The sequence below is a fragment of the Neisseria sp. N95_16 genome (assembly GCF_002551535.2).
Taxonomy (GTDB): domain Bacteria; phylum Pseudomonadota; class Gammaproteobacteria; order Burkholderiales; family Neisseriaceae; genus Neisseria; species Neisseria brasiliensis.
The window spans coordinates 1-23,727 of record NZ_PDBT02000026.1; the positions used below are offsets into that span (position 1 = coordinate 1).

Consider the following 23,727-nt stretch of genomic DNA (forward strand, 5'->3'; position numbering starts at 1 on the left):
TGCACCGATGGAGAGTTTCTTCGGGACATTAAAAGTGGAAAGCTTCTATCAGGAAGGTGTGTTATCGGTGGCAGAATTGACCAAAGTGATAGATGATTACATACGTTACTACAATTATGAACGTATTAGTTTGAATTTAAAAAAGCTGAGTCCTGTGGCTTACAGAACCCAGCTTGAACAGGCTGTTTGAGAAAGATTATTAACTTGTCCAAGAATTGGGGGACAGTTCATTGTTTCAGACGGCCTGTTTGTTAATGAATCAACAATGATTACATTTGTTGTTGCGCAGCACGGATGGCGTTTTGATCAGGGTTGATCAACACTTCCACGCGACGGTTTTGCGCACGGCCTTCGGCAGTGGCGTTAGACGCGATTGGTTGACGTGAACCGTAACCGGCAGTGCTCAAACGTGAACCGCTCACACCGCGTGATTGCAGGTAAGTAGCCACAGATTGTGCGCGGTTGCGAGACAATGGCTCGTTGATGGCGTCAGAACCGGTGTTGTCGGTATGGCCGTTGATGGTCAAAGTGGTGTCTGGGTATTGAACCAAAGTTTGTGCCGCAGCGGCCAAAGCGTTTTGTGCGTTGGTACTCAACGCGGCGCTACCGGTGGCGAAGGTTACGTTTTCAGGCATAACCAATTTAATTTGGTTACCTTGACGCTCTACTTCTACGTTGGTATTGGCCAAGCTTTCACGCAGTTTTTTCTCTTGGTAATCCATGTAGCCGCCTACACCTGCGCCCACTGCGCCACACGCCAAGGCTGAGTTACGTGCACCTTTGCTGCCGTGGGTCAATGCACCCACGATGCCGCACACAGCCGCGCTGCCCAAGCCGTAAACAGCGGTTTTGCTGGCGGTTTGCTGACCGGTAGTCGGGTTGGTCACACAGCCTGCCAAAGCCAAAGGAGCGGCAACGATGGCCAGTGTCAAAGGTTTCAAGAATTTCATGGTTTTCCTTTCGATAAAAACGTGCCTGTTACTAGGCCGTCTGAAAATAGGTTGCCGGCTTATTTCTCTCCAAGCCAACTTTTACACATGGTTATCATAACCAACATTTCAAATGCTTAAAAGCACGTTTAACCCGATATTACAAAGCTATTCATGCGCTAACGATTTTGTGATGACACACTACCGTTTATCGCTTTTCCAAGCAGATTGATGGTTGCTTTGCGCTTATTTCTTTACATTTTCACGATGTTTCTGATACCAGCGCAGCAAGATAAATTTCAATCTGACTTTCACATCATAACCCACCGACCCCGCACCCAATACAAACAACACCACCGCCACAGGCAAAGCAAAATGATGACCGATGGCCTGATAGCCCAATGCACCGATTATGCCGCCTAAAGTAAACGTCGCCATCAAACCTGAAAGCAACCACATTTTCGGCTTATTGACGCGAATATACGGCAGGCGCGGATGATGTTGTTTTGAATAATACATCACCTTGGATAACTCAATGCCCAAGTCGGTGGCCGAACCGGTCATGTGTGTTGAGCGAATCGCCCCGCCCGATAGCAAAGTAATCACCGTATTGTGCATACCCATAATAAAGCAGAGCAAAAACAACGCCAAAGACGGCAAAGCAAACTGCCCAAAGCCGAAATCAAGCTGAAAAGCGGTGGCGCCGAACAAACCAAAAATCAACAGATAAACCGCTTCCAGCCACATAGAAAAGCCATAGCTGCCGCGAAAACGCTTTTGCTGAGTCCACAAAATCACCCAGCTCGAATGCGCCGCACCCATCACAAAACAAATCACGCTAATCAACGCCACCAGCAATACACCCCATTCGCGCAGATAAACCATGTCCGCCACCAAAGAAAGCGAACCGGTGACATGCGAGGTGTAGCGGGCAAACGCGAAAAAGCCCCCGGCATTAATCGCACCGGCCAGCAGTGCCATCACATAGCCCAATCGGCGAAACCGCACATCCGAAATATTCTGCTCGCGCAAATACGGCCGATCCGCCTGCCAAAAAGGTGGCGCATGCAGGCGCTCATGCCGCTTGTTGTGCGTCTTGTTTCTGCGCGCTGCCGCTTGCTGATGCTCACTCATGCCAACCTATTCCCTTGTTTTTTTTCAGACGGCCTCACGCCCCGAATATTGATTTTGCAAACACAATCATAACAGACCCGCCGCCGCATAAACCAAACCTGAAGCAACAATATTACCGCTTGCTAAAACGCAATAAAATGGCGTACATTAAACCTTACCAACTCAATCAGGGGCAACACATGAAAAATATACGCAGCTTATTGATTCTTGGCGCGATTTCCACACTCGCTGCCTGCGCCACCACGCCCGAACAAAAAGCCGAGCGTGCCGCCGCGCAAAAACGTTACGAACAAAATCTGCAAGTAGCGCTCGCCGCCCAGTGCGACAAAGACACCGCATTATTAATGCAAAAGCAGTTTGAACAAGCCGAGCAATCTACGGCGCTTTCCAGCAAAGAACAGCAAGAATTCCGCTTGAAATACGTTGATAAAGTCGCCGATCCGATGTTCCAAGCCTGCTACAAAATGGCGTGGCAAAACCACATCGCACAAGAAAAATTGCGCGAAGCCCGCTATTACCGCGACTATTACGACGATTGGGGCTGGCGCCGACCGTTTTACCATCCATTTTGGTGGTAATTTGATTTAAACGATTAGCCACGTTGAGACCTTTGCAAAACCCCAGATTTGAGTACAGTTCGAAGTGAGAGCAGCGCAGAAAGCGCAGACATATCACAAAGATAGGCAAGCTTTCGAGCAGCGCATAACGAAGAAATGTGCCAAAGATGGGGATTTTGCAAAGGTCTCAGGCCGTCTGAACGCATCACCTTTCAGACGGCCTTATCTATGATTCTAAAAAAGGCCGTCTGAATCCCATGCGTTATTTCTTCTGTTTATTATTGTGGCTGTTTGCCGCTGCCGCTTCGGCCAAAGGCGCGCCCGAAGCCGATACGTTTCTCTATGAAATCAGCAAACCCGGACGGCCGGTTTCCTATCTGCTTGGCACCATTCACGTCGGCAAACTCAAGGCCACCCTGCCCGCTGATTACCGCTACACGCTCAACCGCGTGTCGCAATTGGCGGTCGAAACCGACGAATCAAGCATGAGCGCCGCCGATAACTTGCACATGCTGCGCATGATGGCTGACAACCGCCCTTTAAAACAAAGCTTGGGCTCCGCACGCATGCGCCGATTGCAAAACGTGTTGGCCACCGGCCAAGAGCCTGCCGACTTTTCACCCGATAGCCAAATCAAACCATGGGCGTTTTGGCTGCTGACCCAAAGCACCTTCAATCCCAAGGGCTATTCTTATGAATACGGCATCGACAATTTATTGATTCAACGTGCGAAAAAGCTCAATAAGCCGGTGATTGCACTGGAAGGCGCGGAGCAACTCAGCTATTTTGTCCACCTGCCCGAAGATGCCATCATCCGCTCGTTTGATTCTTTGGAAAAACACCACCAAGCCTTTCTAAACGACATCATCAGCTTAGAAGACGACTACCGCCACCAACGTGCTAAAAAAACATGGGCGGAAATCGCCAATCCCGCGTATCAATTGAGATTTCTGCCGCGCCGAGATCATCCGCTGTGGCACGAATTGATGTACGACACATTACTCACCCATCGCAACCAAGTCTGGCTGCCCAAGCTGATTGAAATCCTGCCACACAAACCGACCCTGATTGCCGTGGGCGCTGCCCATTTGTTTGGCAAACAAGGCTTGATTGTGCGCCTGCGCCAAGTTGGCTACCAGGTTAAACCGGTGAAAGTCAAAGTGGCTGTGCATTGATTTTTTTATCGAGGCCGTCTGAAACGTTTCAGACGGCCTCGAAAGCATTTATATACATCTTTCATATTTTCAACTAAAACAACCCGACACACATATTTATTCCGAAGCATTTATCCCAAGCACGATTGCGTTTACAATAGCACCTGATTCAAACACACACCCACCACCATGAATATCCACCTCGGCCGCCATCACCCGCCCGAATGCCCACAAGGCGCGACAGTGACCATCGGCAACTTCGACGGCGTGCATCTCGGCCACAAACACATTCTGCAAACCCTCAAACAACAAGCCGACAAACTCGGCCTGCCGGTTGTTGTGGTGATTTTCGAGCCGCAGCCGAAAGAGTTTTTTGCCAAAAAATTCAACAAGCCGCAGCCTTACCGCATTTCCCCTTTACGCACCAAGCTGGATTTATTGCGCCAAACCGAATGTGTTGACATCGTGTGGGTGCTGCCGTTTACCCAAAGCTTCGCCGACATGCCTGCGCAAGCCTTTATCGATGATTTACTGCGCGACAAACTCAACACCCGCTACCTGCTCATCGGCGACGATTTCCGCTTCGGTGCCGGACGCGAAGGCGGTTTTGAAATGCTGCAAGCCCAAAGCGGCATGCAAACCGAGCGCACCCCTTCCGTCATCGTTGAAGACATCCGCACCAGCAGCACCGCCGTGCGCCAAGCCCTTTCAGACGGCCGCTTGGCCTACGCGCGCAAATTACTGGGGCACGATTACGTGTTGAGCGGCAAAATCAAACATGGCAAAAAACTCGGCCGCACTATCAACGCCCCCACCGCCAACGTGCAACTGCCGCCGTATCACTACGCGCTAAGCGGTGTGTTTGTGGTCGAAGCCGACGGCAGCTTCGGTACCCGCCGCGGTGTGGCCAGCTTTGGTTTCAATCCTACCGTGTCCAACAAAAAAACGCAGAAGCTGGAAGTGCATTTGTTTGACTTTCAAGGCGATTTATACGGCCAACGCTTAAACGTGCGCTTTTTGCACAAACTGCGCGACGAACAAAAATTCGACAACATCGACGCATTAAAAACACAAATTTTAAAAGACATGGAAGCAGCGAAAAATTGGCAGCCGTGATGGTCATCAAAAAGGCCGTCTGAAAAACAGGAATGTTTTTTCAGACGGCCTGTTGCTTAGCAGCTATGATTTAGAGAAACTAGCTTAGCCCGCTGAATGCAGCCGAACGAAGCAGGATTTTGGCAGGATAAAAGGCTCGGTGTTTGAGCTGCCCCAAAGCAGCGAATTCGAGCCTGCTGCCAAAATTCTGCGTAGTGAGGGAAGTTCGCCCCAAAGGGCGAACCTGCAATTGCGGTCGCCTTTCTTTTGCCTACTTTTCTTTGGCGAAGCAAAGAAAACGAAGTTTCTGCGAAGCTAAAAGTAGGTGGCCGCGCAGCCATGAAGCGCAAACGTTCCAATTGAGAAAATAAACCAATAACAAAACTCCTTTTCACTCTCTTTTCCTCAATGTGTCAAATGAAGGCCCATTTTTTTCGGTTTAACAATAAACACCACCTGAAAACAATTTATCCCAGCAGGCCATTATTTCCCCCAACACACACCAAACCCCTTATAAAAACAACACAATTCCGCTACAATACCCCTTTATGATTTTTTTCAGACGGCCTAACAAACAAAAGGCCGTCTGAAACCCAGTGACACCATTAAATCCGAGAACAAACATGACCGATTACAGCAAAACCGTCAACCTGCTTGAAAGCCCGTTCCCAATGCGCGGCAATCTGGCCAAGCGCGAACCTGCATGGCTCAAAAGCTGGTACGAACAAAAACGCTACCAAAAATTGCGCGACAAAACCAAAGGCCGTCCGAAATTCGTTTTGCACGATGGCCCACCGTATGCCAACGGCGACATCCACATCGGTCATGCCGTCAACAAAATTCTGAAAGACATCATCATCCGCAGCAAAACCCAAGCCGGTTTCGATGCGCCTTATGTACCTGGCTGGGACTGCCACGGCCTGCCGATTGAAGTGATGGTGGAAAAGCTGCACGGCAAAGACATGCCTAAAGCGCGTTTCCGCGAATTGTGCCGCGAATATGCCGCCGAACAAATCGCCCGCCAGAAAAAAGATTTCATCCGCTTGGGCGTATTGGGCGATTGGGACAACCCTTACCTCACCATGGATTTCCAAACCGAAGCCGACACCGTGCGCACTTTGGGCAAAATCTACAAAGCCGGTTATCTGTATCGCGGTGCCAAGCCGGTGCAATTCTGCTTGGATTGCGGCTCATCATTGGCCGAAGCCGAAGTGGAATACAAAGACAAAATCTCTCCGGCCATCGACGTGGCTTATCTGTTTCAAGACAACGCCGCATTAGCCAAAGCCTTCGGCGTGAACAGCATTGATGGCGAAGCCTTCGCCGTGATTTGGACCACCACACCTTGGACACTCCCTGCCAGCCAAGCGATTTCTGCCGGTGCGGAAGTGGTGTACCAACTGATTGCCACCGCCAAAGGCCATTTGGTTTTGGCCAAAGATTTGGCAGAAGATGCGCTGAAACGCTACGGCCTTTCAGACGGCATGAATGTAGTCGCCGAAACCACCGGCGCGCATTTGGAAAACCTGCATTTGAACCATCCGTTTATCGAACGTGATATCGTGATGCTCAACGGCGACCACGTCACCACCGATGCCGGTACCGGCTTGGTGCACACCGCCCCTGCTCACGGTTTAGAAGACTACACCGTCTGCAACCAATACGGCATTGAGCTCTACAACCCGGTTAACGGCGAAGGCCGTTACATCAGCGAAGTGCCGCGCGTGGCCGGTTTGACCGTGTGGGAAGCCAATCCGGTGATTATCGAATGGCTGCAAGAAAACAACCGCTTATTGTGCAACACCAAGCTAGAACACAGCTACGCCCACTGCTGGCGCCACAAAACGCCGCTGATTTACCGTGCCACCGGCCAATGGTTTATCGGTATGGACAAACCGGGCACCGACGGCAAAACCTTGCGCGGCAATGCGATGAAAGCAGTGGACGACACCGAATTCTTCCCGTCATGGGGTCGTGCGCGTTTGCAAGCAATGATTGAAGGCCGTCCGGACTGGGTAGTGTCACGCCAACGCTACTGGGGCACGCCGATGACTTTTTTTGTGCACAAAGAAAGCGGTGAATTGCACCCGAATTCTGCCGAATTGCTGGAACAAGTGGCGCAACGCATTGAAGAAAAAGGCATTGAAGCCTGGTTCTCGCTGGATAAAAGCGAATTGTTGAGCGCGGAAGATTGCGAGCAATACGACAAACTCACCGACACCATGGACGTTTGGTTCGATTCAGGCTCAACCCACTATTCTGTGTTGAAACAACGCGAAGAATTGACGTGGCCGGCCGATTTGTATCTGGAAGGCAGCGACCAACACCGTGGCTGGTTCCAATCGTCTATGCTCACCGGCTGCGCCGCCATGGGTCGCGCGCCTTACAAGCAATTGCTGACCCACGGTTTCGTGGTCGATCAAAACGGCCGCAAAATGTCGAAGTCCATCGGCAACGTGGTTGCGCCGCAAGAAGTGTACAACGAATTTGGCGCCGACATTCTTCGCCTGTGGGCAGCTTCAACCGACTATTCGGGCGAACTGGCAATTTCCAAAGAAATCCTCAAACGCGTGACCGAAAGCTACCGCCGCATCCGCAATACTTTGAGCTTCCTGTTTGCCAACCTGTCGGATTTCAACCCGTTTGAACACACCGTGCCGCAAGACCAAATGGTCGAGCTTGACCGCTACGCGCTGATTTTGGCGCGCCAACTGCAAGAGCGCGTGGCCGGTGATTACTACCCACGCTATGCCTTCCACTTTGCCGTGAAAGACATCGTGTCATTCTGCTCGGAAGATTTGGGCGCGTTCTACTTGGATATTTTGAAAGACCGCCTGTACACCACCCAAGCCGACAGCCACGCCCGCCGCAGCGCACAAACCGCCCTGTACCACATCACCCGCAGCTTGGTGCTGCTGATTGCGCCGGTATTGTGTTTCACCGGTGAAGAAGCGTGGGACATCATCGGCGGCGGCGAAGAAGACAGCGTATTGTTCCACACATGGCACGAATTCCCACCGATTAACGAAAAAGCCGAAGCCGAAATCGTGAAAAAATGGGCAGCCGTGCGCGAAGTACGCGAAGCCGTGACCGCCGCGATTGAGCCGCTGCGTACCGACAAAACAGTCGGCTCATCACTGCAAGCCGAAGTCGATATCCACGCGCCTGAAGCCTTGGCAGGCTATCTGCAAGCCTTGGGCGACGAATTGCGCTTTGCCCTGCTGGTTTCCAAAGCCAACGTGCACAAAGCCGACGAGTTGAGCGTTACCGCTAAAGCCAGCACCGGCGAGAAATGCGAACGTTGCTGGCACTACACCGATGACATCGGCAGCGTAGCAGGTCATGCCACCGTATGTAAACGCTGTGCCGATAATGTCGATGGCAAAGGCGAAGAGCGTCATTACGCTTAATACCTGCCGACAATTCATTTAACCGGTAAGTAGACCAAAGGTCGTCTGAACAATATTGTTCAGACGGCCTTTATCTTCATTGATTACCATTTTTACCAGTACCCGGTTAACTTTTCTTATCCAAACTATTTTTAAATTCATCAACCTATATTTCACAAACACCTTATTCCTGCTTTCAGGTAAAATACCCCTTTTGACTGACTTCAGGCCGTCTGAAACATGAGTTCTAAAATCTCTTATCTGTTGCTGGCATTGTCAGCAATTGCGCTCGACCAAATCACAAAAATCTGGACGCTGGCGAATTTTCAATATCAAAAACGCGTAAACATCATTCCGAATTTTTTTGACTGGACACTGGTATTTAACCCTGGTGCGGCGTTTAGTTTTTTGGCCGACCAAGGTGGTTGGCAGAAGTATTTCTTTTTGACACTGGCTTTGGTCATTAGCGGCTATTTGTGGCGTGGCATTGTGAAAAATGACTTTGCGCGCTGGGGCAAAATCGGCGCGGCAATGATTATCGGTGGCGCGATCGGCAATGCAATTGACCGTGTCGCTTATGGACATGTAGTTGATTTTTTATTATTTTATTGGCAAGATTGGTATTACCCTGCTTTCAATATCGCCGACAGCTTTATCTGCGTAGGTGCAGTATTGTTGATATTAGATGGCTTTTCAAGCAAACATAAAAAGAATGTGGCGGCAGAGAATCAGGCCGTCTGAAACTGAATTTTTCGGAATACACACATGACAAACAAAACCATTATGCTGGCCAATCCACGCGGCTTTTGTGCCGGCGTTGACCGCGCTATTGCAATCGTGGAGCGAGCGCTGGAAGAATACGGCGCGCCGATTTATGTGCGCCATGAAGTCGTGCACAATAAATTTGTAGTGGATAATCTGCGTGATAAAGGTGCAATTTTTATTGAAGAATTGTCGGAAGTACCGACCGGTGCTACGCTGATTTATTCGGCGCACGGTGTATCGAAGGCGGTACAGGAAGAAGCAAAAATGCGCGGCTTCCGCGTGTTTGACGCGACTTGTCCGCTGGTAACCAAGGTGCATAAAGAAGTGGCTCGATTGGATGCGCAAGATTATCAAATCATTATGATCGGCCACAAAGGCCATGTCGAAGTAGAAGGCACAATGGGGCAACTGCCGCCGGGTAAAATGTTACTGGTCGAGGTGGTGGAAGACGTAGCGGCATTGGAAGTGGCCGATCACGATAAGCTGGCTTATGTGAGCCAGACTACTTTGTCGGTCGACGAAACGAAAGATATTATCGAAGCACTAAATGCGCGTTTCCCAAATATCCGTAACCCACACAAAGAAGACATTTGCTACGCCACCACCAACCGCCAAAAAGCGGTGAAAGATTTGGCGGCAGAATGCGATATTGTGATTGTGGTCGGTTCGCCCAATTCGTCCAACAGCAACCGCTTGCGTGAAGTCGCAGCAGTGCGCGGCGTGGATGCGTATATGGTTGATAACGCCAGCTATTTAGAAAAAGAATGGTTCGACGGCAAAACCAAAGTCGGTGTAACAGCCGGCGCATCGGCACCGGAAGTGTTGGTGCAGGAAGTCTTGGAGACCATTCAATCTTGGGGACACGATACTGTGCGCGAAGGCGAAGGGGCGGAAGAAAGTATTGTATTTGTCTTGCCGAAAGAATTGCGCCGAGAAGGTGAGAATAAGCAGGTTTTGAATAAGGGCTAATTTCCGCCCAGAATCATGAAGGCCGTCTGAAAAATGATCTTTCAGACGGCCTTGATTATATTCCGTATTTTGTTGATGCGTTTATTTCAATAAATCCGACAAACTGTCGTCTTCAACTGCTTCAACGCTATAACGCTCTTCCGCCCACTCGCCCAAGTCAATCAGCTTGCAACGATGGCTGCAAAACGGACGGTATTTGCTTTCACTGCTCCAAATAACTGGCGTTTGGCAGGTCGGGCATTTGACGATGGTGATGTGTTCATTCATATTCAGACGGCCTTGAGTGTGTGGAGATAATAGCGATGCAAGCGTTGGATTTTTTCGGCTAACTCATTCAAGTTACCGTCGTTTTTAATCACATCATCAGCATGCAGTAATCGCTCACGGCGTGACGCTTGGCTGGCCATAATACGGCGGATTTCATCTTCACTCAAGCTATTGCGCTGTTTGACGCGCTCAATCTGCGTGGTTTCATCCACATCAATCACCAGCACACGTTGCACCAAAGCAAGAAATGGTGGATTTTCCACTAGCAGCGGCACATCGATAATGCCATAAATAGCATCCTGATATTGCGCCTGTTGCAGGCGAATTTCTTGCAAAATCAATGGAAACATCAAAGCTTCGAGCATAGCTTTGGTTTGAGGCCGTCTGAACACTTCCTCACGCAACGCCGCACGATTCAGACGGCCTTCACTTTCAAATACATGCGCACCAATGGTTTCACGGATAGCAGGCAGTGCTTTGCCGTTATCCGCCGTCAGGCTGCGGCTGAGCGCATCGGCATCAATATGCAGCACACCCAGCGCGATGAATTCCGCCGCAGCTTGCGATTTTCCGCTACCGATGCCGCCTGTCAACCCCACCCAAACCGTCATTTAAAATCCTGATTTCGTTAGCCACCATTGAATCAATTGGTTAATCGGTTCATTGGCAATAAAAATAATCCATCCGGCCACCGCCAAGCTTGGGCCAAAGGCAAACTGCCGCCCTTTGCCGACGCGTGACACAAGCGCGCCGATAATGCCGATTAAGGCCGCCATAAACACCAATACCGGCAATACGCCCACGCCCAACCACGCGCCCAGTGCGGCCAACAATTTAAAGTCGCCGCCACCCATGCCGATTTTACCGGTTAAGAGTTTATAGACATAACACAGCAACCACAAACTCATATAACCGCATACTGCGCCCAGCACCGCCGATTGCAACGTGGTAAATGCGCCGTTGTAGTTATACAGTAAACCCAGCCACACCAGCGGCAAGGTCAGGGAATCGGGTAGGTATTGGGTATCGTAGTCGATAAAAGTGAGCGCAACCAGCATGGCGGTAAAAATCAAGCCGCCAAATGTCAGCCACGACCAGCCGTATTGCCATGCCACAACACCAAATAAGATGCCGGTAAGTAATTCCACCAAAGGATAGCGGATGCTGATGGGTGTTTTACATGAGCTACATTTGCCACCCAACAGCAAATAACTCACCATCGGAATATTCTGCCAAGCCTTCACCGGCGCATGACATTTCGGGCAGCGTGAATCCGGTTTCGACAATGTAAACGGTACTTCTTCTTCGGCCGTAAGCGGCACATTCAAATGCTCTTTGGCAAATTGCGTCCAACCGCGCTCCATCATCACAGGAATGCGATAAATCACCACATTCAAAAAGCTGCCGATTAATAAACCGAAAATCACCGCCAATGGCACAACAAACGGGGCTAAGGCATTCCAAGTTTCCAGCATCTTAACCCACCACGTTGCCCAAGTTAAACAGCGGCAAGTACATCGCCACCAGCAACACGCCGATTAACGAACCCAATACCACCATGATAATTGGCTCCATCAACGAAGATAATTGCGCAACAGAGTTATCTACTTCATCTTCATAAAATTCAGCAGCTTTATTCAACATATCATCCAAAGAGCCAGATTCCTCACCAATAGAGGCCATCTGAATCACCATATTCGGGAACATTTCAGTAGCCTGCATACTGGAAGTCAGCGACAAACCTTGCGTCACTTTGGCGCGAATGTCCTGTGTAGCCTCTTCATACAAAATATTACCGGAGGCACCTGCCACCGAATCTAAAACTTCTACCAACGGTACGCCTGCCGCAAACAAGGTAGAAGTTGTGCGTGACCAGCGTGCAATCGTTGCTTTTTTTACAATAGGGCCAAAAACCGGTAGTTTAAGCAACGTGGCGTCGACGCGTTTCTGAAAGGCCGGCGAATTTTGATGCAGCTTATACACCCCAAAGCCGATTAAAATTAGGCCGATAATCATAATCCAGCCATATTCGACAAATAAATCAGAGATATTCATCACTACCTGAGTCAACCAAGGCAATTCGGCGCCCATGTTGCTATATACTTCTTTAAATGCCGGCAACACAAACATCATCATGATAAACATCAAGATCACCGCCACCACCACAATCGAAATCGGGTAGGTCAGCGCAGTTTTCACTTTTTTCTTAATGGCTTGCGTTTTCTCTTTATAAACCGCCAACTTATCCAGCAAGCCTTCCAGTACACCACCGGTTTCACCGGCAGAAACCAAGTTGCAATAGAATCGGTCGAAATATTTCGGGTATTTGGCAAACGATTTACCTAATGCACTACCCTGCTCTACTTCCGCACGAATTTGCATCAGCATTTGTGTCATCGCAGGGTTTGAGTGGCCACGTGCCACAATTTCAAAAGCCTGCATCAAAGGCAGACCGGCTTTCATCATGGTTGCCAATTGTCGGGTAAAGACTGTGATGTCTTCTTGCGTGATGCGGCGTTTGCGCACCGCTTTCACCTTACTGATACGCAACGGACGGATACCGCGACGCTGAAGCTTTTTACGCGCCTCTTCTTCGTCTTTCGCCACTACTTCGCCGTGAACCACTTGATCGGTATGGGTATTTTTACCTTCGAATGTAAAACGTTTACCTTTGCTCTTTTGGGTGAACAAACCCTTTTTTTGCTCTGCTTGAGCCATAATTCAATTACCCCTTAATTTCATATGAGAAAGAATGAGAAACGCAATTCCCCTTGCATTTCCCATTCTCAAAATCAGTCATTGGTGTGTGCCGTTACTTCTTCCAACGAAGTCAACCCCTGCATGACTTTCAATAAACCAGCACGACGCAAATCCACCATGCCTTCTTGGTAAGCCATGTTTTGGATATCGACTTCCGTGCCGTTATCCATAATCACACGTTGCATTTCTTCGGTAATCGGCATCACTTCATACACACCGACACGGCCTTTAAAACCTTTGCCGCGACAACTGTCACAACCAACCGGACGGTACATTTGCCAATCATTGGCCAAATCTTCATCAGTAAACCCAGCTTTTTTCAATGCCGGAACCGGCGGACGTTCAATCGGTTTTTTACAACTTGGGCACAGGCGACGCAACAAACGCTGCGCCATAATCAAACTTACCGAACTGGCAATATTAAAAGGCGCCACGCCCATATTCAGCATACGCGACAAGGTTGCCGGTGCATTATTGGTGTGCAATGTCGAAAACACCATATGACCGGTTTGCGCGGCTTTAATCGCAATATCGGCAGTTTCCAAGTCACGAATCTCGCCGACCATGATGATGTCCGGATCCTGACGCAGGAAAGATTTCAGCGCAGCCGCAAAGGTCAGGCCTTGTTTGTCATTGACGTTAACCTGATTAATTCCCGGCAAGTTAATCTCGGCAGGGTCTTCCGCGGTGGAAATATTCACGTCTTCCGTGTTCAAAATATTCAGGCAGGTATACAGCGAAACAGTTTTACCCGAGCCGGTAGGGCCGGTCACCAGCACCATACCGTAAGGACGGTGAATGGCTTCAAGCAGCATTTCTTTTTGGAATGGCTCAAAGCCCAATTGGTCGATATTCAATGTGGCGGCATCCGAATTCAGAATACGCATCACCACTTTTTCACCGAACAAAGTCGGCAAGGTACTCACACGGAAATCAATCGGGCGACCATGTTTATGGAAGGCAATCTGAATACGACCATCTTGCGGCACGCGTTTTTCAGAAATATCCAAGCGCGCCATCACTTTAATACGTGAGGCCAACTGACCGCGCACAGCAACCGGCGGCTGCACTACTTCACGCAATTGGCCATCGACACGGAAACGCACACGCGCCATTTTCTCGTAAAATTCAAAATGGATATCTGAGGCACCGGCATTCAAGGCATCAGACAATGTTTTATGAATAAAACGCGGAATCGGACCATCTTCCGCTTCTTCATTGTCGATATACAACGCTTGCGGTGTTTGAGAAGATTCCTGCTCTTGGCTGATTTCTTTCAAAATGGTAGTCGAACGTTGACCAATCCATTCCAGTAAAGAGCTCAACTGGTCATGCGGCACCACCACCAAATCGACAGAAACACCTGAAGAAAAGGCGATTTTTTGAAAATTTTGAATTTGAGTCGGATCAGAAACCGCCAAATAAACCTTACGGCCGCGACGGAAAATCGGCACACAGCGGTTTTGCACCATCTGCTCTTCAGTCAACACATCCGTCAAGACATGACTACGCGGATAATGGTGCAAATCCAGCAAAGGATAGCTGAACACGCGCGCCACCAGCTCACCAAGGGCTTTGGGAGAAATCACACCATCATCAAACAGCATAGGCATAATGTCTTTATGCGCTTTGATTGCTGCTTGATAATGTTCTGCCTGAGTAGGCGTAATGGTTTGACTTTGCGCCAAGACGCGCAGTAATCCGACACTCATTTTAACCTGATCCGTTTCTGGCAAAGCCACATCCCTAAGCTTTGCTATGTGTTTAATTTAATTGAATACCCTAAAATTTCCGACGGCCTTTTATTTTCCCTTTTACCAGTCGGAGGCGGGTCATTTATTTTCGTTTAATATTATGTTTATTGTTCTTTTTAATATGCGTTTGTTATTATAAAACAAGCTGAGCCAGTCTCAAACCTGCTTTTGAAATTGTATCAACAATTAGAAACTATTTCACAACAGATATAATGTCTGACTCGCTACGTACAAAAAGGCCGGATAATTTCCGGCCTTTTCAAATCTTTTAGATAAAAAAATAACCGCTGAAGCGGTTGGTGGTGGCCAGAGGCGGGATCGAACCGCCGACACACGGATTTTCAATCCGTTGCTCTACCAACTGAGCTATCTGGCCTTCGCGTCTTTCGTTGCGAGATGTGTATTAAACCAAAAACACCGCCTTCACGCAAGCCTTATTTGACAAAAATATTCATAAAATAACTAAACTCATGTTTTATATTGAATTAAAATTTTATGATTTTGGCAGGATTTCCGGCATTTTCTGCGAATTTATTTTATCAGGTCGTCTGAAAACAGAATCATGGTCGTTCATCCTGTTTTTAAGCTACAATATCTGTTTCCCTTTTCGATAAAAACACACACATGCTTTATCAATTTTTAAAAGATATGCTGGATATTCTGCGCCTGCGCTACCGCCCACCGATGGAATATCTCTACACGCTGCCGGTAATTGCCGCTGTATTATTGCTGCTAGGCGTGATTAACGCGGCCAGTATGTCGCCTTTGTTCGGCCAAGAACCTGCCGCGATTGTGTTTGCGGTTTTACTCACCATCGTGAAATGGTTGGTATTGAGCCGCGCCATGCGTGCAGTGATTCATTATTACGGCGGCACACCACGCTTACCGCTATGGGGCTTTACCTTGGCTTCCGAAGCCTTAGCGATTCCTATGTTGGCTTTATTTTATGTGCCGCAATTGGCCACATTGGCACTGTTTTACCAAGTGTGGAGTTTCTGGGCGCAAGCCATCGGTTTTATGAAAATGGGCAATGTTTCCGGCTGGAAAATCATGCTCGGTTATCTGTTGTATTTTCTCGGTACACTCGCCGTTGGTTCGGTCTTGCTGATTTTGTTTATCCAAGCCGGCTGGATGGATGCCGATACCTTAAACCAACAATTGCAAGCGATTATGCAAGCTAAAGAAGCTTAAATATATAGAGGCCGTCTGAAAGATTTCAGACGGCCTCAAACCTTATTAATACATACAAAAAAATCCCACACAGCCAAAACCGTGTGGGATTTTTCTTTTACAATCTGAAGTGTTCAGACGGACTATTACATCATACCGCCCATACCACCCATGCCGCCCATATCAGGCATAGCCGGTTTGTCTTCAGGGATTTCCGCAATCATGCAGTCGGTGGTCAGCATTAAGCCGGCGATAGAAGCAGCGTGTTGCAATGCAGAACGGGTCACTTTGGCCGGATCCAATACGCCCATTTCAATCATGTCGCCGTATTCGCCGCTGCCTGCGTTGTAGCCGTAGTTGCCTTGGCCTTCCAACACTTTGTTCACCACCACGCTTGGCTCGCCGCCGGCATTGGCCACGATTTGACGTAATGGAGACTCAATCGCGCGCAATACGATTTGTACGCCCGCATCTTGGTCGGCATTACCGGCGTGCAGGTTTTCCAGAGCCGAACGGGCACGCAGCAAGGCCACGCCACCACCTGCGACCACGCCTTCTTCAACGGCGGCACGGGTGGCGTGCAGCGCGTCTTCCACGCGGTCTTTCTTCTCTTTCATTTCCACTTCGGTTGCGGCACCGACTTTAATCACTGCTACACCGCCGGCCAATTTGGCCACGCGCTCTTGCAGTTTTTCACGATCGTAGTCGCTGGTGGCCACTTCGATTTGTTGACGGATTTCCGCCACACGGCCTTCGATTTGAGCGGCATCACCGAAGCCATCAATGATAGTGGTGTTTTCTTTACCGATTTCAATGCGTTTGGCTTGACCCAAATCTTCCAAAGTGGCTTTTTCCAAAGACAAGCCCACTTCTTCCGAAATCACTTGGCCACCGGTCAAAATGGCGATGTCTTGCAACATGGCTTTGCGGCGGTCGCCGAAGCCCGGTGCTTTCACGGCCACGGTTTTCAGGATGCCGCGGATGTTGTTCACCACCAAAGTCGCCAAGGCTTCGCCTTCCACGTCTTCAGCGATAATCAGCAGCGGACGGCTGGTTTTGGCGATTTGTTCCAAAACAGGTAGCAGGTCGCGGATGTTGCTGATTTTTTTGTCGAACAACAAGACAAACGGGTTATCCAAGGCCGCGATTTGTTTTTCGGCATCGTTGATGAAGTATGGCGACAGGTAGCCACGGTCGAACTGCATGCCTTCTACCACATCCAACTCGTTTTCCAAAGATTTGCCGTCTTCTACGGTAATCACGCCTTCTTTGCCGACTTTTTCCATCGCTTCGGCAATGATCTGGCCGACCTGCTCGTCAGAGTTGGCCGAAATCGAACCCACTTGGGCGATTTCTTTGGAAGTATCGCAAGGTTTGGCGATGTTTTTCAATTCGTCAACCAAAGCGGCCACGGCTTTGTCGATACCGCGTTTCAGATCGGTCGGATTCATGCCGGCAGTCACATATTTCATGCCTTCCACCACGATGGCTTGTGCCAACACAGTTGCGGTAGTGGTACCGTCACCGGCCACGTCATTGGTTTTAGAAGCGACTTCTTTCACCATTTGCGCGCCCATGTTTTCGAATTTGTCTTTCAATTCGATTTCTTTAGCCACAGACACGCCGTCTTTAGTGATGTGTGGGCCGCCGAATGCGCGATCCAATACCACGTTGCGGCCTTTAGGGCCTAAAGTTACGCGCACGGCGTTGGCCAAGGTGTTGACACCGTTCACCATTTTTTGGCGAACTTCGCTACCGAATTGTACGTCTTTTGCTGCCATTGATATGCTCCAATAAATTATCTGGTTTACAGCCGTCGAACCTTTTCAGACGGCCTAAATATTAGGTTGAGATTATTCTACAATCGCAAAAATGTCTTCTTCGCGCATCACCAACAGCTCTTCGCCGTCGGCTTTCACAGTTTGGCCGCTGTATTTGCCGAAAATCACTTTGTCACCGACTTTCACATCCAAAGCACGGCGTTGGCCGTCGCGGCCTACTTTGCCGGCACCCACGGCAACCACTTCACCCATATCAGGTTTTTCGGCTGCAGCACCCGGCAACACGATGCCTGATGCGGTTTTTTCTTCAGCTTCAACGCGTTTTACCACTACGCGGTCATGTAAAGGACGGATGGTCATGTAATATTCTCCAAAAAAGTTGCATAAAGTTTGTTTTGAAAATTCACAGATAAAACAAAGATATCTGCTTCAACGCAGCTAAAAATAAGGTTATCGGCGCAAAATTCAAGCCCTGAAGCGTAAATTTTTCTGTGGGGTGCGGCCGATTATGTTTCATGATATGCAGTAGGCCGTCTGAAAACAGATGGCACTCTGCACAATACCAATTTTTCAGACGGCATTATTTTTGATAATCATTTTCGATTAGACTATAATCTCCAGCATATTTCTTATTAGGCCGTCTGAAATGTTTCAGACGGCCTCCATTACCTCTGAAGCTGGTTATGCCTATGCTACTCAAAAAATTCCTACTCACCTTCGGCCTGCTTTTTACTACAGGCATTGCCGGAGCCGCGCCTGATTTAAGCCAAAAATCAGACACCGCACCACTTTACGCGCCCGACAGCCATTATCGTTTTGAAACGCTGAATTTCCAATCTGCCGACAGCAAACGCCGCTACCGCATATATTTAGGCATTCCGAAAACCGCCGTGCCAAAGCAAGGCCACAGTGTATTGTATGCGCTCGACGGCAATGCTTTAACCGAAAACCTAAGCCCGTCACGCCTAAACACGCTCAAGCAGCCGCCGGTGTTGGTGCTGATTGGTTATGACACCGATTTGCGCTTCGACACCGCCGCCCGTGCGCACGATTACACGCCGCCGAATCACCAAGATCAAACCTTCAGCGATGCCGTTGACCCCACACGCACCCACGGCGGCGCGGCGGATTTTTTACAACTCATCAACACCGCCATCCGCCCGCAAATCGAAGCGCGCGTAAAGCTCAATCCTGAGCGGCAAATGCTGTGGGGGCATTCCTACGGCGGTTTGTTTGTGCTGTATACGCTTTTAAATTCGCCGCAAAGCTTCACCCACTACATCGCCGCCGACCCCGCCTTGTGGTTTGAACAAGGCAGTTTATATCAGCAATACCAAACCGCGTTCAGACGGCCTGATGTCTTTGGCAACCGCACGTTATTCATCGAACAAAGCCAGCGCAAACGCGAGCGCGACACCAGCAAACTCACGCCCGAACAAGCCGCCCATTTGGCCGCACGACAACAATCCGCCGCACAATTACCCAGCGATGCAGGCAAAAAATTAACCGAGCAAATGTCCGCCCGAAACGACATCCGTGCCGAGTTTACCGGCTATCCCGAATTGGATCACGGCGGCATTTTGCCGGTTTCGTTTCTACACGCCTTGGAAATTGCCGGCGAGCCGTAATATTTTTCAGACGGCCTATTTAAAATAAAGGCCGTCTGAAACCCACACACCAAAAAGGGAAAGACAATGAACCCCAACCGCCCACGTCTTGTACAAGTTGCCTCATGGCAGGATGTCAGCCCGCATCTGCGCCGCATTGTGTTCCACAGCGAAGAATTGGCCGACTATCCTTACGCTTTCAACGGTGCGCCGATGAAAGTATTTCTGCCTGCCGACGGCCAAACCGTGCCGAATTTTCCTGAAATGACACCGACCGGCCCGAAATGGGCAGAAGGCGTGCAACGCCCGTTTGTGCGCACCTACACCGTGCGCGATTTCGACCGCCAAGCCAACACGCTGACGATTGATTTTGTGCTGCACGGCGACAACGGCCCCGCTTCCGCCTTTGCCGAACGCGTGCAAACCGGCCAAACCATCGGCGTGAGCGCATCACGCGGCCGCGATGAAATGCTTAAACCTGCCGCCGAATACCTGATGGTGGGCGACCTCACCTCCCTGCCCGCCATCGAATCCATGCTGCTGGATATGGATGCCGGCGCGCGCGGCAATGTATTTATGCTGCTACCCGAAAACGAAACCCTGCCCTCCACCTTCCGCCACCCGCAAGGCGTGAATGTGCATACCGTTTATGCCGAGCCTGAGCAATACTCGAATATTATCGAACAAGTGCGCCAAGTCCGCCCAACTAGCGACGATTGTTATGTGTGGATTGCCGGAGAAGCCGCGATGGTGGGCGTGTTGCGCGATTTGATACGCAAAGGATGGCAGCTTTCCATCAAACAATGCTACGCCGTGCCATACTGGCGATCGGGTGAAACGGAAGAAAAATACCACCAAAAACGCCATGATTTTATGGACAGTGATGCGGAATAAGCTACGTTTGCTTGTTTTCAGACGGCCTTATTCAACTTAATCGTCCATCTCGTAAAAAATGCCCGACTTAGAGTCGGGCATTTTGCATACTACTTTTAGAACGTGTAATTCATACCGATACGATATTCACGACCAGCACCAGGCAGATTACTGCGCTGAGCATGTGGAATGTAATTTTTATTGGTAATATTGTTTACCGCAAAATTCACATTCATCTTATCGTTGTTCAAAGGTTTCCAGTTGGCCGAAATATCGGTAACGCCGTAAGAAGCTTTACCAGTTCCATTAGCTGCAGTAATTTGAGCACTACTGGTGAAGAAGTTATCTTCCGGTTTAACTTTCTCAACCTGACGACGATGTACAGCCACTTCCAAGTTTGGCTTGTTGAAGCGGTAAGCCAAAGAAGCAGTCCATGTACGGCCAATAGCAGAAGCGTATTCCGGATTAGAGCTTAAGCGCTCACCGTAGAAACGCGGTTTGGCATGCGCAACGCCCAAACGTGCTGTCAAACCTTCATAACGATAAGAAGCGGCCAACTCGTAACCTTTGTTCTTAATGCGACCAGCATTGATGATTTCAGAGGCACACTGCAGGTTGGTGCCATCACACAAGTGGTTATCACGACCGGTGTTGGTACCCAAGGCATCTTTAATATTTTGCCAGAAGTAGCTGCCTTCGAAACCAAACGTACCATCATTGTAGTTAAAGCCGATTTCAGTATTACGGGCTTGTTCAGCTTTGGTACCATCAGCAATCGATACCACACCACGCGCACCGTGAGACATCAGTGCATCATGCATACGTGGGCTACGGGTTGCATAGTTATGGCTGGCACTGAAGCTTAAGCTCGGCATAGCTTGCCAAATCACACCTACGCTTGGATTAATCGCACCATCACTGATTTTCTTACCATCCATGGCTTTGAAATTGAAGTGGTCGTAACGCAAGCCCGCAGTCAAAGTGACATCGTTGATATCAACGATGGCTTCACCATATACGCCTACATCTTGTTTTTCCTGATTGCGAACACCTTCACGGAAAATTTGATGTGGTTTCACTTCTTGATTACGGTAGTTCACACCGTATTTCACTACTACATTATCATGTACGTGCGAATCAAAGTTTACGTTTGCGCCAATGGTATCAAGTTTGGCTTTAGTTGCACCGGTATTTTGTCGACCGCCGGCATAACCGTTACCACTGTCATCAGCAGACCAACGACCTTGCTCCAAGCGATAAATATTTGCGTTGGCTGATTCGGCAAAACCTAAGTTTTTGCCTGTCCATTCCAAGTTGGTATGGTTAACCGTCATTTTACGCATAGCTGGTGCTTGGCGTTCTAAAGACAAACGTGGGCCGCCTACCGCAAATTCTTCACGAACCAATCGCTCACCTTTGTGTTGTTCGTGACGGTGACTCAAAGCGACACGGTGGTCTTCACGGCCTCATATTAAAACCATTGCCATCAGTATTTTGCACACCTCTTTTTTCACACAAAGGAAAAACATGAAAAATATGACTGCTTTATTCGTCGCCGCCGCATTGGGCGCGGCTTCTGTTTCCGCTGTTGCTGCCGGTTTCGGCCATCAGCAAGATGTTTCGATTGATGGTCGTGCCGTGAACGTGATGGATACGTCCGCCCGTATTATCGGCAACGCCCAAGGCAATGCGCCTCAATTACTGGACGACATCACCGACGGAAAAACCGCGCGTGCCGTGCCGGGTTACAAAATCATGTTTATGAGCCGCGCTTATTCGCTGAACCACGCCGCCCGCCCGCCTCGTGGCGAGCAAACCGTTTGGGGAGACAACCGCGCCATTCACCGCGGCACCAAGGTATTGGTCGGCATTCCGGTGGTAAACGGCAAAATGCAGCTGAACCAAGCGCGTTTATTAGATATGGCGGTGATTGATGATGCCAGCGTGGATGCGGCAGCCTTCAAAGCAGAAGACAAAACCCGCCCGCGCGGCAAGCAAATTGCGGGCAACGATGCCAAAATCGGCCAAACGTCTTTGAAATTAAGCCGTTTGGAATTGCCTGATATGCAAACGGGCGAGCGCAGCGGCGGCGGTGTGGTGCTGGAAGCGTCAGCCGTGATTGACGGTAAAACAGTTGCCACTAAAGTCAACAGCACGTTCCGCGAGTTTGATGTTGCCAAACCGGATAATCCGCGCGGTTTTGCGGTGGATGAGCGTTTTTTGGCAAAATGATGTCTTCAAAGGCCGTCTGAAAACAAAATTGGCTTTCAGACGGCCTATTAAAACAGTTTGCTGACTTACCCATAACCAACTTGGAAATTCATCAAATCTGTGCGAAAATAAAAGAAAACCATTCTCATCATTGATACGGTTTCAAATCATGGGCTTAATCAGGCGCTCTTGCCCGTATCACACATTCATTTTTTGGAGATTTTTAATGTTACGTTTAACTTCTTTGGCCGTATGCTGCGCGCTGGCCTTAAGCGCATGTACCCCGAAACAAGAAGCCGCCCAACCGGCTGCACCTGCTGCTTCAGGCGCTTCTGCTGCTGCGGCTTCTGCGGCACCTGCTGCACAAACTGAAGGCGCAACCCTGACCGTGAAAACCACGCGTGGTGATGTGCAAGTGCCGCAAAATCCTGAGCGCGTAGCCGTGTACGATTTGGGCATGGCCGATACCTTGCAGAAATTGGGCGTGCAAGCCGGTATGTCGATTGAAAGCACCAAAAACCTGTTGCCATACTTGGGCGATTACCTGAAAAACACCCAACCTGCCGGCACCTTGTTTGAGCCGAACTTTGAAGCCTTAAACAGCTACAAACCGCAATTGATCATCATCGGCAGCCGCACCGCCAAAGCCTTCGACCAATTGAACGCGATTGCGCCGACCATCGAAATGACCGCCGATACTGCCAACCTGAAAGAAAGCGCGAAAGAGCGCATTGATGCTTTCGGTCAAATCTTCGGTAAACAAGCCGAAGCAGACGCACTGAAAGCCGAAATCGATGCCTCTTTTGACGCAGCCAAAAAAGCAGCCGAAGGTAAAGGCACCGGCTTAGTGATTATTGTGAACGGCGGCAAAATGTCTGCCTTCGGCCCGACTTCCCGCTTGGGCGGCTGGATTCATAAAGACATCGGTGTACCTGCGGTAGACGAAGCTATCAAAGAAGGCAGCCACGGCCAGCCGGTGACCTTTGAATACTTGAAAGAGAAAAATCCGGATTGGTTGTTTGTGTTAGACCGCGGCGCAGCGATTGGCGAACAAGGCCAAGCAGCGAAAGACGTGTTGGATAATCCATTGGTAGCCGAAACCAACGCTTGGAAAAAAGGCCAAGTGGTGTATTTGGTGCCTGAAACCTATCTGGCAGCCGGCGGCGCGCAAGAATTGCTCAACGCCAGCAAACAGCTGACCGATGCTTTCAATGCCGCAAAATAAGCGTATTTGATTGTTCAGACGGCCTTTGGTAAGCAAAGGCCGTCTGAACGCGTTTAGCGTATCGGTATTTTTTATCTTTACGTTTTA

General features: G+C 49.5%; 21 protein-coding genes, 1 tRNA gene and 1 pseudogene. 12 read left to right on the forward strand and 11 right to left on the reverse strand.

The genetic code is table 11. From position 1 onward, the window contains the following. Positions 1–190, forward strand: a 190-nt coding sequence (locus CRG49_RS05755; protein WP_157807896.1) for an IS3 family transposase, incomplete at its 5' end; no start/stop codon positions are given. 79 nt (positions 191–269) lie between these two features. Here the strand turns inward: CRG49_RS05755 and CRG49_RS05760 are convergent. Both CRG49_RS05760 and CRG49_RS05765 read right to left on the reverse strand, forming a co-directional pair. After that, positions 270–950 (reverse strand): OmpA family protein, encoded by a 681-nt coding sequence (locus CRG49_RS05760; protein WP_095501855.1) that lies wholly within the window; start codon positions 948–950, stop codon positions 270–272. A 225-nt stretch (positions 951–1,175) separates the two neighbouring features. Beyond that, entirely contained in the window at positions 1,176–2,063 is an 888-nt protein-coding gene (locus tag CRG49_RS05765) for a YoaK family protein (RefSeq protein ID WP_095501856.1), read from the reverse strand. Between the two features lie 179 nt (positions 2,064–2,242). Here CRG49_RS05765 and CRG49_RS05770 point away from each other — a divergent pair, with 179 nt between their 5' ends. The 6 genes from CRG49_RS05770 to ispH all read left to right on the forward strand — a co-directional run bounded on the left by CRG49_RS05770 (position 2,243) and on the right by ispH (position 9,992). Then, positions 2,243–2,641, forward strand: coding sequence for a hypothetical protein (locus tag CRG49_RS05770; protein ID WP_095501858.1), 399 nt, complete (start codon positions 2,243–2,245; stop codon positions 2,639–2,641). Between the two features lie 236 nt (positions 2,642–2,877). Further along, positions 2,878–3,795 (forward strand): TraB/GumN family protein, encoded by a 918-nt coding sequence (locus CRG49_RS05780; RefSeq protein ID WP_095501894.1) that lies wholly within the window; start codon positions 2,878–2,880, stop codon positions 3,793–3,795. Between the two features lie 168 nt (positions 3,796–3,963). Next, complete coding sequence (gene ribF / locus CRG49_RS05785; RefSeq protein WP_095501895.1) at positions 3,964–4,890, forward strand: bifunctional riboflavin kinase/FAD synthetase; 927 nt, start codon at positions 3,964–3,966, stop codon at positions 4,888–4,890. A gap of 602 nt (positions 4,891–5,492) precedes the next feature. Beyond that, positions 5,493–8,279, forward strand: coding sequence for an isoleucine--tRNA ligase (ileS, locus tag CRG49_RS05790; protein WP_095501896.1), 2,787 nt, complete (start codon positions 5,493–5,495; stop codon positions 8,277–8,279). A gap of 219 nt (positions 8,280–8,498) precedes the next feature. Beyond that, positions 8,499–8,999 carry a signal peptidase II gene (lspA, locus tag CRG49_RS05795; protein WP_095501897.1) on the forward strand — a complete coding sequence of 167 codons (501 nt, stop codon included), beginning with the start codon at positions 8,499–8,501 and terminating at the stop codon, positions 8,997–8,999. Between the two features lie 24 nt (positions 9,000–9,023). Then, positions 9,024–9,992, forward strand: a complete 969-nt coding sequence (gene ispH, locus CRG49_RS05800; RefSeq protein WP_095501898.1) for a 4-hydroxy-3-methylbut-2-enyl diphosphate reductase — start codon at positions 9,024–9,026, stop codon at positions 9,990–9,992. A gap of 81 nt (positions 9,993–10,073) precedes the next feature. Here ispH and yacG read toward each other — a convergent pair whose 3' ends face one another. From yacG to CRG49_RS05830, 6 genes are all read right to left on the reverse strand, one after another. After that, positions 10,074–10,259 carry a DNA gyrase inhibitor YacG gene (gene yacG, locus CRG49_RS05805; RefSeq protein WP_095501899.1) on the reverse strand — a complete coding sequence of 62 codons (186 nt, stop codon included), beginning with the start codon at positions 10,257–10,259 and terminating at the stop codon, positions 10,074–10,076. A 2-nt stretch (positions 10,260–10,261) separates the two neighbouring features. Then, positions 10,262–10,870 (reverse strand): dephospho-CoA kinase, encoded by a 609-nt coding sequence (gene coaE, locus CRG49_RS05810; protein WP_095501900.1) that lies wholly within the window; start codon positions 10,868–10,870, stop codon positions 10,262–10,264. Continuing rightward, the gene (locus CRG49_RS05815; protein ID WP_095501901.1) at positions 10,871–11,734 is read right to left on the reverse strand and encodes an A24 family peptidase; all 864 of its coding nucleotides are present in this window, start codon (positions 11,732–11,734) and stop codon (positions 10,871–10,873) included. Position 11,735: 1 nt separating this feature from the next. Beyond that, the gene (locus CRG49_RS05820; RefSeq protein ID WP_095501902.1) at positions 11,736–12,977 is read right to left on the reverse strand and encodes a type II secretion system F family protein; all 1,242 of its coding nucleotides are present in this window, start codon (positions 12,975–12,977) and stop codon (positions 11,736–11,738) included. A 74-nt stretch (positions 12,978–13,051) separates the two neighbouring features. Further along, on the reverse strand, positions 13,052–14,731 hold the full coding sequence (gene pilB / locus CRG49_RS05825) for a type IV-A pilus assembly ATPase PilB (RefSeq protein ID WP_095501903.1): 1,680 nt from the start codon (positions 14,729–14,731) through the stop codon (positions 13,052–13,054). A gap of 342 nt (positions 14,732–15,073) precedes the next feature. Next, positions 15,074–15,149, reverse strand: a tRNA-Phe gene (locus CRG49_RS05830). Positions 15,150–15,397: 248 nt separating this feature from the next. Between CRG49_RS05830 and CRG49_RS05835 the strand changes: the two genes are divergently transcribed. Beyond that, entirely contained in the window at positions 15,398–15,964 is a 567-nt protein-coding gene (locus CRG49_RS05835; RefSeq protein WP_095501904.1) for a hypothetical protein, read from the forward strand. 125 nt (positions 15,965–16,089) lie between these two features. On the opposite strand, the gene groL is transcribed toward CRG49_RS05835, so the two are convergent. Both groL and groES read right to left on the reverse strand, forming a co-directional pair. Continuing rightward, positions 16,090–17,724 carry a chaperonin GroEL gene (gene groL, locus CRG49_RS05840; RefSeq protein WP_095501905.1) on the reverse strand — a complete coding sequence of 545 codons (1,635 nt, stop codon included), beginning with the start codon at positions 17,722–17,724 and terminating at the stop codon, positions 16,090–16,092. A 72-nt stretch (positions 17,725–17,796) separates the two neighbouring features. Further along, positions 17,797–18,084 carry a co-chaperone GroES gene (gene groES / locus CRG49_RS05845; protein WP_095501906.1) on the reverse strand — a complete coding sequence of 96 codons (288 nt, stop codon included), beginning with the start codon at positions 18,082–18,084 and terminating at the stop codon, positions 17,797–17,799. 329 nt (positions 18,085–18,413) lie between these two features. Here groES and CRG49_RS05850 point away from each other — a divergent pair, with 329 nt between their 5' ends. Further along, on the forward strand, positions 18,414–19,352 hold the full coding sequence (locus CRG49_RS05850; protein WP_157798095.1) for an alpha/beta hydrolase: 939 nt from the start codon (positions 18,414–18,416) through the stop codon (positions 19,350–19,352). A gap of 66 nt (positions 19,353–19,418) precedes the next feature. After that, entirely contained in the window at positions 19,419–20,225 is an 807-nt protein-coding gene (locus CRG49_RS05855) for a siderophore-interacting protein (RefSeq protein ID WP_095501908.1), read from the forward strand. Positions 20,226–20,320: 95 nt separating this feature from the next. Here CRG49_RS05855 and CRG49_RS05860 read toward each other — a convergent pair. Further along, positions 20,321–21,661 (reverse strand): annotated as a pseudogene (locus CRG49_RS05860) (TonB-dependent receptor domain-containing protein); the annotation flags it as partial. 70 nt (positions 21,662–21,731) lie between these two features. Here CRG49_RS05860 and CRG49_RS05865 point away from each other — a divergent pair. Together CRG49_RS05865 and CRG49_RS05870 are read left to right on the forward strand one after the other, a co-directional pair. Further along, positions 21,732–22,436, forward strand: a complete 705-nt coding sequence (locus CRG49_RS05865; RefSeq protein WP_095501910.1) for a hypothetical protein — start codon at positions 21,732–21,734, stop codon at positions 22,434–22,436. A gap of 205 nt (positions 22,437–22,641) precedes the next feature. Further along, positions 22,642–23,640 carry a siderophore ABC transporter substrate-binding protein gene (locus CRG49_RS05870; protein WP_095501911.1) on the forward strand — a complete coding sequence of 333 codons (999 nt, stop codon included), beginning with the start codon at positions 22,642–22,644 and terminating at the stop codon, positions 23,638–23,640. Positions 23,641–23,727 lie beyond the last annotated feature (87 nt).